At 27.5% G+C, this 14,844-nt stretch carries 13 protein-coding genes; 11 read left to right on the forward strand and 2 right to left on the reverse strand.

Annotated features, from left to right (window positions below; translation table 11 throughout):
* Positions 1 to 32: 32 nt before the first annotated feature.
* From miaA to KGF38_RS01290, 11 genes are all read left to right on the forward strand, one after another.
* The gene (gene miaA, locus KGF38_RS01240) at positions 33 to 968 is read left to right on the forward strand and encodes a tRNA (adenosine(37)-N6)-dimethylallyltransferase MiaA (RefSeq protein WP_054270402.1); all 936 of its coding nucleotides are present in this window, start codon (positions 33 to 35) and stop codon (positions 966 to 968) included.
* Positions 969 to 1,081: 113 nt separating this feature from the next.
* On the forward strand, positions 1,082 to 1,342 hold the full coding sequence (gene hfq, locus KGF38_RS01245; protein ID WP_003428780.1) for an RNA chaperone Hfq: 261 nt from the start codon (positions 1,082 to 1,084) through the stop codon (positions 1,340 to 1,342).
* A gap of 126 nt (positions 1,343 to 1,468) precedes the next feature.
* The gene (locus KGF38_RS01250) at positions 1,469 to 2,749 is read left to right on the forward strand and encodes an aminotransferase class I/II-fold pyridoxal phosphate-dependent enzyme (RefSeq protein ID WP_054270401.1); all 1,281 of its coding nucleotides are present in this window, start codon (positions 1,469 to 1,471) and stop codon (positions 2,747 to 2,749) included.
* A 68-nt stretch (positions 2,750 to 2,817) separates the two neighbouring features.
* Positions 2,818 to 4,164: a M20 family metallopeptidase gene (locus KGF38_RS01255; protein WP_074178197.1), complete on the forward strand. Its 1,347-nt coding sequence runs from the start codon at positions 2,818 to 2,820 to the stop codon at positions 4,162 to 4,164.
* Positions 4,165 to 4,298: 134 nt separating this feature from the next.
* Complete coding sequence (locus tag KGF38_RS01260; RefSeq protein WP_074178196.1) at positions 4,299 to 5,381, forward strand: SIR2 family protein; 1,083 nt, start codon at positions 4,299 to 4,301, stop codon at positions 5,379 to 5,381.
* An 85-nt stretch (positions 5,382 to 5,466) separates the two neighbouring features.
* On the forward strand, positions 5,467 to 6,099 hold the full coding sequence (locus KGF38_RS01265; protein WP_227832107.1) for a cyclase family protein: 633 nt from the start codon (positions 5,467 to 5,469) through the stop codon (positions 6,097 to 6,099).
* 52 nt (positions 6,100 to 6,151) lie between these two features.
* A complete protein-coding gene (locus KGF38_RS01270; protein ID WP_167640344.1) occupies positions 6,152 to 6,691 on the forward strand; it encodes a prolyl-tRNA synthetase associated domain-containing protein in 540 nt (179 codons plus the stop codon).
* Positions 6,692 to 6,740: 49 nt separating this feature from the next.
* The gene (locus KGF38_RS01275) at positions 6,741 to 7,427 is read left to right on the forward strand and encodes a DUF554 domain-containing protein (RefSeq protein WP_054270396.1); all 687 of its coding nucleotides are present in this window, start codon (positions 6,741 to 6,743) and stop codon (positions 7,425 to 7,427) included.
* Positions 7,428 to 7,608: 181 nt separating this feature from the next.
* Positions 7,609 to 8,484: a hypothetical protein gene (locus tag KGF38_RS01280; RefSeq protein ID WP_054270395.1), complete on the forward strand. Its 876-nt coding sequence runs from the start codon at positions 7,609 to 7,611 to the stop codon at positions 8,482 to 8,484.
* A gap of 310 nt (positions 8,485 to 8,794) precedes the next feature.
* On the forward strand, positions 8,795 to 10,093 hold the full coding sequence (locus tag KGF38_RS01285; protein WP_227832108.1) for an acyl-CoA thioesterase/bile acid-CoA:amino acid N-acyltransferase family protein: 1,299 nt from the start codon (positions 8,795 to 8,797) through the stop codon (positions 10,091 to 10,093).
* 166 nt (positions 10,094 to 10,259) lie between these two features.
* Entirely contained in the window at positions 10,260 to 11,651 is a 1,392-nt protein-coding gene (locus KGF38_RS01290; protein WP_074178192.1) for a benzoate/H(+) symporter BenE family transporter, read from the forward strand.
* Between the two features lie 56 nt (positions 11,652 to 11,707).
* Here KGF38_RS01290 and KGF38_RS01295 read toward each other — a convergent pair whose 3' ends face one another.
* Positions 11,708 to 14,125 carry an ABC transporter permease gene (locus tag KGF38_RS01295; protein ID WP_227832109.1) on the reverse strand — a complete coding sequence of 806 codons (2,418 nt, stop codon included), beginning with the start codon at positions 14,123 to 14,125 and terminating at the stop codon, positions 11,708 to 11,710.
* Positions 14,126 to 14,137: 12 nt separating this feature from the next.
* On the reverse strand, positions 14,138 to 14,803 hold the full coding sequence (locus KGF38_RS01300) for an ABC transporter ATP-binding protein (protein ID WP_227832110.1): 666 nt from the start codon (positions 14,801 to 14,803) through the stop codon (positions 14,138 to 14,140).
* Positions 14,804 to 14,844 lie beyond the last annotated feature (41 nt).

Genomic DNA, 14,844 nt, shown 5'->3' on the forward strand with positions numbered 1-14,844 from the left:
TTGGATAGTTAAAATATATGGAAAGGAATATTATGAAAAAAATACCACTTATAATACTTACAGGTCCAACTGCTGTTGGAAAGACAGATTTGTCAATAAAATTAGCAAAAGACATGAATGCAGAGATAATTTCAGCAGATTCTATGCAAATATATAAATATATGGATATTGGAAGTGCAAAAGTTACAGAAGAAGAGATGCAGGGAGTAAAGCACTATCTTATAGATGAAGTTAAGCCTGACTATCCATTTTCAGTCTCAGAGTTTCAACAAAGGGCAAAAAAGTATATATATGAAATAAATCAAAAAGGAAAATCTGTATTAGTAACTGGAGGCACAGGGCTTTATTTAAATTCTTTAATATATAATATGGATTTTGCAAAATCTGATGCCAATAATGAATTGAGAGATGAACTTCAAAATCAGCTTGCTGAAAAGGGAATAGATTACATGCATGATAGATTGAAATCACTCGATGAAGAAGCTGCTAATAGAATTCATAAGAACAATACTAAAAGAGTTATAAGGGCACTTGAAGTTTGTCTAAGCGGTAAGAAAATGAATGACTTTTCAAGTGATTTAAAATTTAATGAAGAGTATGAACCAATAATAATTGTATTAAATAGAAATAGAGAACACTTATATGAAAGAATAAATATGAGAGTTGACATCATGCTTGAAAATGGGTTGGTTGAAGAAGTCAAAAAACTTTTAAGTATGGGATTTAAAAAAGACATGATATCCATGCAAGGTATAGGCTATAAAGAGATATTAAAGTATCTAGATGGAGAATATACATACGAAGAAGCTATCGAAATAATCAAAAGAGATTCTAGAAGGTATGCAAAGCGTCAGATAACTTGGTTTAAAAGATATGAAATAGCAAAATGGTTTGATTTAGATAAATATGAAAGCATAGATACATTAAAAAATGAAATAATCTTATATATTAAAGATTCTATAAAATAATATATAATTTTTTAAGTATACAACTTAATATTGAAAATTTATCATAACTTATATAGAATATAAGGTAGGAATATTTTAGAAGTTCAATTTAATCTTGGGAGGGTACAAATCTAATGAAAAATACAGTTTTAAATTTACAAGATTTGTTTTTAAATAATGCTAGGAAAGAAAGGATACCTGTTACTATATATTTAGTTAATGGAGTACAAGTTAAAGGGCTTGTAAAAGGATTTGATAGTTATATAATATTAATAGAAGGAGATAATAGACAGCAAAACATGATTTATAAACATGCTGTTTCAACTATACAACCTGGAAAGTATATTAATCTAACAAATCAAAATCAAAACAATAACAATAATAACAACAGATAGATAATAATTTAATTTAAGATGATTGAGAGGAGACTTATACTAACCTATAAACTATGATTTATTTGTTTTAGTAAAATAGTCTCCTTTGGCATGTTTAAATAAAATAATAAAGAGACAGGTGATAAAATGCTTAATGAGACAAAAGAATTATTAAAAGATTACTATGGGATAGATGATGATACTTTTAAACTATCGCAAGAAGTAATGGAAGAAATAAAGGACAAGTTTGAAGAAATAAAGGAAATAAGAGAATATAATCAATATAAAGTTTTAAAAGCTATGCAAGAGTCTAAACTAAGTGATATGCACTTTAACTGGACTACAGGATATGGATATAATGATATTGGGCGCGAAAAAATAGAAGAAATTTATTCTAAAGTTTTTAATACAGAAGATGCTCTTGTAAGACCAATAATTGTAAATGGAACACATGCACTTACTTTGTGCATACAAGGTATAGTTAGACCAGGAGATGAAATTTTGTCTGTTACTGGGAGACCATATGATACTTTAGAAGGTGTTATAGGGATAAGAGAAGAAAAAGGTTCATTAAAAGAGTATGGTGTTACATATGATGATGTAGATTTTTTAGAAAATGGGAATTTAGATTTAGAAGGAATTAGAAATAAAATAAATGATAGAACTAAACTTGTTATGATACAAAGGTCAAAAGGATATTCTTGGAGAAAATCGCTTTCAATTAGTGATATAAAAGAAGCTATTGATGTAATAAAGTCTGTTAAACCAGAAGTTATCGTAATGGTTGATAATTGTTATGGTGAGTTTTTAGATACTAAAGAGCCTACTGATGTTGGAGCAGATGTTATGGCTGGTTCTCTAATAAAAAATCCTGGTGGTGGTCTTGCCTTAACAGGTGGATATATTGCTGGTAAAAAAGATTTAATTGAACTTATATCTTATAGAATGACTTCTCCTGGAATAGGAAAAGAATGTGGTCTTACTTTTGGAACTACTAGAAATGTACTTCAAGGATTCTTCTTGGCACCTTATATAGTGTCTCAGGCTGTAATGGGAGCCATATTTTGTTCAAGAGCTTTTGAAAAGTTAGGTTATAATGTATTGCCAAAATACGATGATTTAAGAAGTGATATTATTCAATGTATTAGACTTAATGATGCTGATGAGGTAATAAGTTTTTGTGAAGGGATACAAGAAGCTGCACCAGTTGATTCTTATGTAAAACCTGTTCCTTGGGACATGCCTGGATATGAAAGTGAAGTCATAATGGCAGCAGGAGCTTTTATCCAAGGTTCTTCTATAGAGTTAAGTGCAGATGCTCCAATAAGACCTCCTTATAACGTCTATTTCCAAGGTGGACTTACATTTGACCATTCTAAAATGGGGACTTTAAAAGCGATTGAATTTATAAAAAAACTGAAAAAATAAGCATATTTTTTTTTAAAAAGGTCAAAATATTTATTAGTATATTATGATGAAAATTGAAGGGTGATAATATGAAAGAGCAAATTAAAGAAAAAGTAAATTCTCTACAAGATGAAATGATTTCTTCTATACAAGAAAGTGTAAAAATACCTAGTGTTATATCTGAAGCAACTGAAAACTGTCCATTTGGTGAAAATGTAGATAATGCTTTAAGAGGTATATTAGACTTATGTAAATCTCTAGGATTTAAGACAGTATATAAGGATGGATATTATGGATATGCTGAAATTGGACAAGGCGAAAAGATGATAGGTATACTTGGTCATGTTGATGTAGTTCCAGAAGGTGATTTGGAAAGTTGGAATCATCCTCCATTTGAAGCTGTCCTAGAAAATGGTAATTTATATGGAAGAGGAACACAAGATGATAAAGGTCCTACAATATCAGCAATTTATGCAGTAAAAGCTCTTATGGATTTAAAGGTAGACTTTAATAAGAGAATAAGATTTATTTTTGGAGCTGATGAAGAAAATCTTTGGAGATGTATAAATAAATATAAAGAAAATAATGAAGAAATACCAAATTACGGATTTACTCCAGATTCTAGATTTCCAATAACAAATGCAGAAAAAGGTCTTTTACAAGTTCACTTAACTTGTGATAGTAAAAGTGATATAGAATTGTCAGTTGGAAAAGCCTTAAATGCGGTTCCGGGAAAAGCGATTTATATTGGAAAATATTCTGATAAATTAAAAAAAGAACTTGATAAGTTAAATTTTGAATATACTGTTGAAGGAAATAAAATATGTATAATAGGAAAAAGTGTCCATTCAGCAGCAAGTGATACTGGTATAAATGCAGTAGCTAGACTTTGTATAGCTCTTAATAATATAGGTATAGATTCTAATATAATTAAGTTCTTAGCAGAAGTCATTGGAGAGGATGCTAATGGTAATAATATAATTCCTAATTGTAAGGATGATGTATCTGGCAAGCTAACAGTAAATATAGGTAGAGTAACTATTGATAGTGAAAAAGAATTTGCTGGAATAGATATAAGAATTCCAGTAACATACAAAAAAGATGACTTTGTAAAAGAATTAAAGAAAATGACAGATAAGTACAATTTAACTTATAAGGAGTATGATTTCTTAGATTCAATCTATGTTCCAGAAGATACACTTCTTGTAAAAACACTTAGAAAAGTATACGAAGAAGAAACTGGTCTTGATGGAACACCACTTTCATCTGGAGGAGCAACTTATGCAAGAGCTTTAGATAATTGTGTTGCATTTGGAGCTATTTTCCCAGGAAAACCAGAAACAGAACATCAAGCTAATGAATATTTAATAGTAGAGGATATTGTAAAGGCTACTCAAATATATGCTCTTTCTATTTATGAATTATTAAAGATTTAATATAAATATAAGGCTGTCTTGTAATAGGATTTTTTCTAGGAAGAGACAGCTTTATTGTTGTATTATTAAAGATATGATATGAATATTTAATAGATATAAAAAACAGTAGTAATATTTATATTAGGAGGAATCATATGAAAATAGCTATATTTTTAGGAGCAGGAGCTTCAGCAGCAGAAAATCTACCTATTCAAAATGAACTTTTTAGTGAATATTTTAAAAAACTAAATCCTAAAAACTATAATACCAATATGAATAGAGAATTATACAATTTTTTTAAACAGATGTTCAACATTGATATAGTAAAAGATAATCTAGATAATGCAAACTTTCCTACATTTGAGGAAGTTCTAGGTCTTTTGGATTTAGCAGAACAAAGAAGAGAGGCCTTTAGAAACTTTGGTCTAGAAAATCTAAATAATAGAAGTGATAGTATACGTTTTTTGAGACAATACTTAATATTATTAATGGCTGAAGCAATTCATAATACACCTAGAACAGATAATAAATATCATAAACTTTTAGTTGAAAACCTTTTAGAAAATGATTTACTTCTTGATACCACTTTTATTAGTGCAAATTATGATATACATATAGACAATACAGTCACTGGTTTAAGGGACAAAAATGATTCTCCAATTATGCTTGATTATGGTGTGGAATTTACTAATTTTAAGGAAGAAATAAATTGGAGAAAACCAAAAGAACCACTAATAAAATTATATAAGGTACATGGGTCATTAAATTGGCTTTATTGCCCTATTTGTAATAGTGTAACTCTTACCCCACATGAAGGTGGTGTCATGAAACTTATTGAAAATAGTTCAGAAACAAAATGTCTAGAATGTGGTGAATTGACAGAACCTATTATAGTCCCACCAACATATTTTAAGAATATGTCAAATATATTTTTAAGTAATGTTTGGAATGAAACAGAAAAAACGTTAAGAGATACTGACCTTTTAATATTTTGTGGATATTCATTTCCTGAAGCTGATATGCATATAAAATACATGTTAAAAAGAGTTCAGACAAATAGAAAAAAAGCTCCACTTAAAATAATGGTTTTTAACAATCATTCACAGAAACAAAGAATTACATTGAAAAAAGAAGAAGGAAGATACAAACGTTTTTTAGGCGAAGATGTTATATTTACTGATAATTCTTTTCAAGATTTTTCTGTAAATCCCTTGAAATTTATAAAAACTATATATTAGTATGGTATATAATGGAATAAAAACTGATAGAAATAAAGTGAATTTAGGTATATAATAGAAAATAAAACATAGGGGGTATATAAAAATGAAGGTTTTTGATTTAACTCATGTGACACATAACGACATGCCTGTATATGCAGAGCCTAACAGACCAGATATCAAAAAAGTAGCAATTATTGAAGAAAATGGTTATCAAGAAACACTTATTAGTGTATTTTCTCATAATGGAACTCATATGGATTCACCAAGACATATGTATACTAAAGGTGAGACCCTAGACAAATTGGATATAGAAAATTTTGTTGGAAAAGCTTATGTATTGGAACTTGAAAAAGGAAAGAAGAATATAGAGCTAGAATATCTAAAAAAATATGAAGATGAAATAAAACGTAGTGATTTTATAATATTTAAATCAGGTTGGTCAAAGTTTTGGGATAAAAAGCAGTACTATGTAGGTTATCCTACATTAACAGAAGAAGCTGCAAATTATATAGCTGATACTAATATAAAAGGTATAGGCATAGACATGCTATCAGTTGATAGATATGATACATCAGTTTTTAAAGTGCATCATATTCTATTTGAAAAAGGTAAAATAATAATAGAAAATCTTACAAATCTAGAAAATGTTCCAGAAAAATTTCTATTTATAGCAGCTCCATTTAAGTATAATGACGCTGATGGTGCTCCAGTAAGAGCAATAGCTATTGTAGAGTAATATCTTAAAGAGGGTATAGAAATAACAAAGTGTTTAAGGAGAAAAGAGAAATATGAATGATTTGAAAGATAAAGTTATGAAAGAAGAAGACGAAAATGAAGTGAGAATTAATGAAACTAAAATATATAGTATCTTGGACAAATTAAATATTGAATATGATGTAGTAGAGCATGAAGCTGTATATACAGCAGAACAACTAGTAATTTTGGATGAAATAACAAAAGGATGTCAATGTAAAAATTTATTTTTAAGAAATGCTAAAGGAAATAAGTATTACCTTATTGTAGTTAAAGGAGAAAAGCAGGTTGATTTAAACTCACTTAAAGATAAGATAGGAAGTTCTAGATTATCATTTGCTTCGCCTGAAAGATTATACAATGTACTTAAACTTCTTCCAGGAAGTGTAAATCCTTTTTCATTGATAAATGACATAGAAAGAAAAGTGGAGCTTTACATAGACAAGGATGTAATTAAAGAAGATTTCTTAAATTTTCATCCAAATATAAATACTAAAACTGTAAATATATCTAGAAAAGGATTTGAAGAATTTTTGGAATATTTAAAATATCCACTACAAACTATTGATGTTTAAGTTTTGATAATATGAGTAAATTTTAATTAGCTAATCGAGGGGAGAAAAAATGTTTGGAGTAATAGCAAATAGTCTAGCAATTGCAGGTGGATGTATAGTAGGTCTTATAATTAAAGGAGGACTACCTCAAAGAGTAAGTGATACTATAATGAATGGAATTGCTTTATGTGTATTGTATATCGGTATATCAGGAGCTTTAGAGGGGAAAAATACGTTAGTAACAATAACATCTATAGCTATAGGTGCTTTAATAGGAGAGTTAATAGATATAGATAAATGGGTAAACAAACTAGGAGTTTTTTTACAAAGTAAATTCTCTAAAGGAAATAAAAAAGATTCTATTGCGGAAGGTTTTATATCATCTAGTTTATTATTTTGTATAGGAGCTATGGCAGTAGTTGGAGCACTAGAAAGTGGACTTACAGGAAGTCATGATACATTATTTGTAAAATCTGTAATAGATGGAATAGCTTCTATTATATTCACTGCTTCTTTAGGTATAGGTGTAATGTTTTCTGCAATATCCGTATTTTTATATGAAGGTATTATATGTTTAGGTGCATCGTTTTTAAATGGATTCTTAAGTGACCCTGTAGTTACAGAGATGACAGCAGCTGGAAGCTTACTGATTATAGGTCTCGGTTTAAATGTACTTAAACTAACAAATATAAAAGTAGCAAATTTGTTGCCAGCTATATTTATACCAATATTATTTGGAGTATTTGGAATAATTTAAAGAATAATAGTCTAAGATTTGTCTAATTTTTTTAAAAACTTTAGACAAATTTTTTATTTAGAAGGAAAATAGCTTTTATCATCAAATTAATAATTATAGTATAAATAAGTTTAATATTATGATTATAAAGTTTATATTAAATTTATTTTATTGATGAAACTAATGGGGAGGTTAAAACTCAATGATTACTTTTGATGTAAATGGAGCTATTATCAGATTTGATGATACGAAAAATAATTATAATAAGATAAGGAAAATCTTTAAACTATACGCTTTGGAAATTTCTAAAAACTTTGAAAGAGATTGTTTAAATAATTTTCAAAATTTAAAACAAATATCAGATAGAGGTTTAAATTTAGGAGAAAAATATATAGAGGAATCTTTTAAGAAAGGCATTGAGACTATAGTAAGTTTTGGAATTATAACTATAGATATCGATACCTTTAAAAGTGTTTATTGCGAAAAATACTTGGATTTTAAGAGACTTTTTAATAATTTGAATAAAACTTTTATCATTCCAAATAAAAATAAAAAAAATGGTCATGCTAGTTTTTTAGAAATAGAATCAACAGTAAAAAAAATGAGTAATTATTTATATAATGATTGTTTTAAAATTCATTATGCTGTAGTGGATGCTCTTATAGAAAATAGGGTAACTGAGGTACATTCTTATATTGATGAAGAATCTATAAAAAAATCTAATGCATTATTTAATAATTATAAAGATGGCTTTATTGGAAAAGCTGATGAATGTAAGGTTGTAAAACAAATAATAACCTTAAATCCATATAGAGAAGATGTATACGAATTTTTGGTGAAAGAAGATGGAGATTTCAATAAGGAAATTGAGAGATTAACTGAATTTTTAGGTTATGATATAAAAGATTATAAAGCTTCATTAATGGATATTTATATAAATGAGTTAATGGAGAGTGATGAAAGTGATGTTGAAAATGCAAAAGAAAAGATAGAGAAATATGCTAAATATATTGGATGTAGCGATGAAAATTTATATATAGCAAGAATTAATGCCATATATACTTTTGCAAATGCATGATATAATTAGATATTAAATAAAAAATATCTAATTATATAAATTTAAATTAAAAGATAAACTTGTCAATATAAAATAACATTTATCAAAAACCATTCTTTAGAAAGAGTGGTTTTTATTTATGATGATATTAAATAGAGAGAGTATATTAGTGATAATTTAAAATGAATAAAAAGACATCATATTGACAAAAAGTTGATGAGTTGATACAATAAAATAGTCAATATGATGTCTTAATTTAGAGGATTCATATTACATTGGATAAAGTTATTTTAAATATATAAATCACTAATATTATAAGGAGAAATGGATTATGAAAGTAAATGTATACAATTTAGAATCGTTTGTAGATGAAAGACTTAAAATTATAGTTTCAGATTTGACTCCAAATACTAAACTTAAAGTAAGCATGAAAATGGAATTTCCATGGTGTAAGGGAGAAGAATTCTCTTCTTATGGAGTATTTTCTTCAAATGAAAAGGGAGAAGTAGATTTAGATTCAGTTGAACCTATAGAAGGTACTTATAAAAATCCTGACTGTATGGGATTAATTTATTCGCTGGAAAAATCTAAAACTGAAGGTAATAATTTTGCAGAAAATATATCTATAGATAAGCCAATAATCATGAATATGATATTTGAATCTTCTAATGAAAGAAAAGAAGTTAAACTGAAAAGACTATTTAAATCACATGATATTACTACAAAATACATATCTGATGAATTTATAGGAAAATTATTTTATAAACAAAATTCTAATAATAAAACAATTCTAATGTTGGGTGGTTCTGATGGGAGTTTAGATGCTCTAGACCTTTTAGCAGCTCCACTTGCATCTAGGGGATTCAATGTACTAACAGTTGCTTATTTTGCCTTAGAGGGTCTACCAGATAAATTAGAAGAAGTTCCATTAGAATATTTTGAAAAAGTATTTAAATGGATTAGTGAAAATGAAATTACTAATACTAAAGAAATCTTTATTCATGGAACATCAAAGGGTGGAGAGTTAGCACTTTTACTTGCCTCAAAATATGAACAGATTAAAAAAGTTGTAGTATCAGCTCCACATACTTATTGTTTCCAAGCTCTTAATGGATTGGAGAATGGAAAAGATACTTCATCATGGTCGTATAAAGGGGAACCATTTTCATATATCCACTTAGATGATGATATCTTTCTTGAAGAACAAAAGAAAGATATCTCAAAAGGAATTCCATTTGGATTTGCCAATTCTTATAAAAAAAATCTTGAAAGAGCGAATAATAGAAATGAAGCTAGAATAAGAATAGAAAATTCCAAAGCAGACATACTTATGATTGCTGGGAAAAAAGATAGTATATGGAATAGTTATGATGCTTGTTTAGAGGCATTAGAAATACTTAAAGAAAACAATTATCCATGTAAAGTAGAATTATTAACATATAATAATATGGGGCATCCATTACCAATTCCATATATTATACCTTTAAAAGAGACCTTATGTATGAATGTAGGTGGAGGTATCTTTTCTTCAGGAGGAACGATAGAAGGAAATACACAAGGGCAATTTGAATCATGGAAAAGAACCATTGAGTTTTATAAAGAGCCTTTATCAAGTGATATAAACAAATAAAAATGAAGATGTCTTTCCATATATGCACAAAATCTATCAATTTTATAAATTTAATTTATTGTTTATGCAATTTGCATGTTATATACTAGTTTTAACGACATTGATAATTTATAAACAATTATAAGGTTGTAAATTTATAAGAGTTATCGAAAGGTGGAGTGAAATTATGGAAAGACTCACTAGAATAGAGCAACCTCATATAAAATTTGGATTGTTCAAGATACGAATTCCATTTATACATTACAGGTTTGAGAAACCAGAAGCTATTCAAGGAATAATATCAAGTATGACAAGTTTAGGAACTATTGGTCTTAGTACACAAATTTTGGGATTACCTTATGAAGTAGCATGGAGTATGGCTATAATCAACTCCATATTATACTGCTTACATGTTTTTATGGGAGACCCAGTTGTACCTGGTTGGATTACGGCTTCTATAACTCTTACAACTGCATATTTGTTAAAGTTTAGCATGGGCATTGAAAGAATACAAGCATTAACAGCTTTACAAATAGATTTAGGAATCATATTTATTTTGATGGGAATAACTGGAGTAGCTGGAAAGTTAGTTAGTAAAATACCAAATTCTATTAAAGGTGGGATATTAATGGGTGTTGGTATCTCTACTGTAATATCAGAATTTAGTCCTAAAGGTAGATTTGATTCTTATCCAATAGCTATAACAGTAGGAATTTTGGTTGCCTGTTTTGTAATGTTTTCTGAAAGATTTGACACTTTAAAAGTTAAAAATAAATTTCTATTTCATTTAGGAGAATATGGAGTAGTATCAGCTATTTTAGTGAGTTTAATTGTAGGTATATTTAGCAAAGAAATAGGAATTCCTAGTTTGAGTTTTGATAAAATAATTTACATAGTAGACTTAAAAAATTTAATAAATACAGTATCTCCTCTTGGAATAGGTTTTCCAAACATGATGTTATTTATACAAGGGTTACCAATGGCTTTTATGATATATATAATTGCATTTGGTGATTTTATAACAGGTGAAAATTTAGTACTTTCTGAAAGTGAAAACAGAAAAGATGAATATATAGATTTCAATTCAAATAGGTCTAATATTATAAGTGGTATAAGAAATATTGTTATGGCAGTTATTTCTCCATATATACCAATGTGTGGTCCATTAGCTGCGACACTTACTGGAAGTGTTGCTCAAAGATATAAGGTTGGAAAGGAAGCAATGCAGTCCATTTTTAGTGGTATGGGTACATTAGTGTGGGTTTCAGCTATTTTTATATGTTTTTATCCAGTTGCTCAGATTGCTACTCCTCTTATACCATTAGCACTTTCAGTGACACTCTTAGTTCAAGGTTATTTATGTACAAAGTTGTCAATGGAACTATGTAATACTGGTGTAGAGAAGGGATTAATTGGGCTTATGGGAGGTGTGATTGCTGCTAAAGGTGGAACATGGGGACTTGTTGTAGGATTTATACTGTATTTTGTTTTAATCGATTCTAAAAAGAGAAGAGAAAAAGATAGTAACTCAACAGAAGATTGTATATATGAAATATTAGAAAAAAAGAAAAGTATTTAAAGTTAAAATAGGAGTTGCAACTATCTACTGATAGATTAATTGTAACTCCTATTTTTTTATTGAGAGCGTAAGCGTTCTGTAAGTGATTTTTTTTCTATATTTCTTACAAGTAATTCAGTTGTTAAAACTTGTATTCCAATTAATACAAAAGAAAAAATTAAAATAGTAAATATAGAAAAGTTAAAATTAATAAAATCTACTCTAACTACATCTTTTATAAAAGTACAAAGTAAACTTGAACCCAAATAACCTAATAAACTTGAAATACATACAGCTTTAATACTTATATTTAAACCTTCTCTGTAAAGCATATTTCGAAGTTGCTTTTTTGTCATTCCAACAGCTTGAAGTAAAGCAAATTCTCTTTTTCTGATTAAAACACTATTTATTAGAATATTGGTCATATTTAGTATACCAAAACAAGAAATTAAACCAACAAAAATGTATGAAGTTACAACTATATACTTAAATGCTCTAGTAATCATTTTATAATCATCCTCATATGAATAAAGCATTAAACTAGAATGTTCCTGAATGATACTTAGCAACTTTTCTTCAACTTCTTTAGAATATTTTTTATCTACCAAAATAGAAAAATCTAAGCTTGTATTATATGGAGTTAGAGATTCTAAGGTTTTATCCAAAGCAAAAAACATACTACCTGTATTAGAATTATCAATAATTCCTTTAATTTTCATTTGTTTTTTAATAATATTATTTCCACTAAAAATATCAAATGTAACTGTATCTCCAAGTTTTAAATCTAATCCATAGGATTTTGCTCTATACTTATTTACAATTAAATCATCTGAGTTAAGTTTTTTATAATCTGATTTTCCACTTACAATATATTCTTCAAATGATTTTAAAAGTTCAGGTGTAAGACCTTTAATTAAAGTAGTAAATTGTTTTTCATCTTTATCTTTGATAGAAGGTTCTATAAGACTACCTTTAATTGATTTAGATTCAATTACTTTTTTTACTCCATGAATAGATTCAATCTCATTTTTAAGGGAATCTGTTAATGGGTTGTTTTGTTGAATTTGTGTAATGCGTTCATATAAATTATCACTCTTAATGCTAACAAGGTAATTTTCGTTATATACAAATTGTTGTGACAACTGTTTCTTAAAATTTATCGAATTAGCAAGATTAGCAATTGAAATAAATAAAATTCCACTAATACTTAGTGAGATTAATGCAATTAAGTTCTTCTTTTTATTTGACTCAATATTTTTTAAGGCTAAATTTTTAATATTTATATAATTAAAGTTTTTTATTTTTTTTCTAAATTTAATTTCTGTGTATTGCATAGCTTCAATAGCAGATATTTTGGAAATAATTCTAGCAGGTTTATGTAGAGAAATTCTAACAGTTAAGTACATTACTAGTGATAAAATTAAGATTATAAATGAATCATCTATTATCTGCCATGCCAATGGTTGAATTATGTAAGCAATTATACACGATATAATGATACCTAATGGAATAAAAACAATCGATAAAAAATTTCCTTGTAGAGAAATAATCTTTTTTAACTGAAAAGAAGTCATTCCTAAAGATTTCAACTTAGCATACACATGAACCGAATTAACAACTGAAACATAAAAAATACTGTATATAACAAAAATACTAGAAAAAAGAATAACTATTCCAACTGCCAAAACTGTAATAACCTGTTCACTATCGATTAAATTTGATTCAATATATTTATCATTTAAGTATATATTATGTTTTTTAATCCCTAAAGAAAAGCCAATATCTTTTAATTGTGCCTTAATTGAAGCTGAATCTTTCTTTGTATTTTCTTCTGACAATTTTACTAATACATCTACATCGTTAGGTCTTGTATCATCAAAATTGCTACTTTTGTTTTGTAAAGATGTAGAAATTGTGTTCTTAAAATAGTCATTTGAAACAACTGTATAATATTGTTTAGCATTATCTTGATAATAATTTTCTAAAAGGCCAACAATAACAAAATCTCTTTGTATTTCTTTATTCGTCATATTATCACGATAAGTTAATTTAATACTGTCTCCAATGTCTTTATTTAAAGAAAGTTGCTGTAAGTATTTTTCTGAAATAGCAATCTCATTTTTATTTGTAGGCATAGTACCTTCCATTGGTTGAAAATTCATAAGTTTGATTGCTATATTATCTGCATAAATAGTTGACATCATATAATCTGTCTTCTTGTTACTGCCAATTAACTTGTATGTTCCTACATCACTAAAATTTTTATCTCGATATAATATGTTTTTTGATTTTTCATTTACAGACTTATATATAGCATGATATGGAGATGAATTAACTAAATCTACAGAACCATTATATGAAACTAAAGATACTGTTAACAGTAAACATGTAGAAATCATTATAATAATACCTGAAAGAGATGTTTTGAGTTTATTAATTTTCAAATCATTTAAAGCTATTTTTCTTATAAAAGCACGATTGTTATTTTTAAACATATATTACACCTCCTAATTATCAATTTTTCCATCTTCAATGCGAATAATTCTATCAGTTAGTTGAGCAATTTCATTATTGTGAGTAATCATTACAATTGTTTGATTGAATTTTTCACTTGTCATTTTCAGTAAAGCTAACACATCTGTACTCGTTTTACTATCAAGATTACCTGTTGGTTCGTCTGCTAGTATAATAGCAGGTTTTGTTACAAGTGCCCTAGCTATAGCAACACGTTGTTGTTGTCCTCCAGAAAGATTGCTTGGTATATCATATAGTTTTTCTTCTAGAGAAAGCATGCTTATAATTTCATGTATAAAATCTTTATCTATGGTCTCTCCATCTAATCCTATTGGTAAAATAATATTCTCATATACATTAAGCAAAGGAACAAGATTATAATTTTGAAATATAAAACCTATGTTTCTACGTCTAAAAATTGTAAGTTGTTCGTCAGTCATATTTGATAATTTTTTATCTCTTATAACAACCTTTCCAGATGTAGGATTATCTAATCCTCCCATCATATTTAATAATGTTGATTTACCACTTCCAGATGTACCTACAATAGAGATAAACTCACCTTTCTCAATAGATAAACTTACACCATCGAGAGCTTTTGTAATATTTGAATTTTCACCATAATATTTCTTCAAATCAATTACTTGTAAAATACTCATCATAAAACCTCCTTAATATATTATAAGAACAGTATAAAATC

Source organism: Clostridioides sp. ZZV14-6387 (genome assembly GCF_020657835.1).
Lineage (GTDB): Bacteria > Bacillota > Clostridia > Peptostreptococcales > Peptostreptococcaceae > Clostridioides > Clostridioides difficile_A.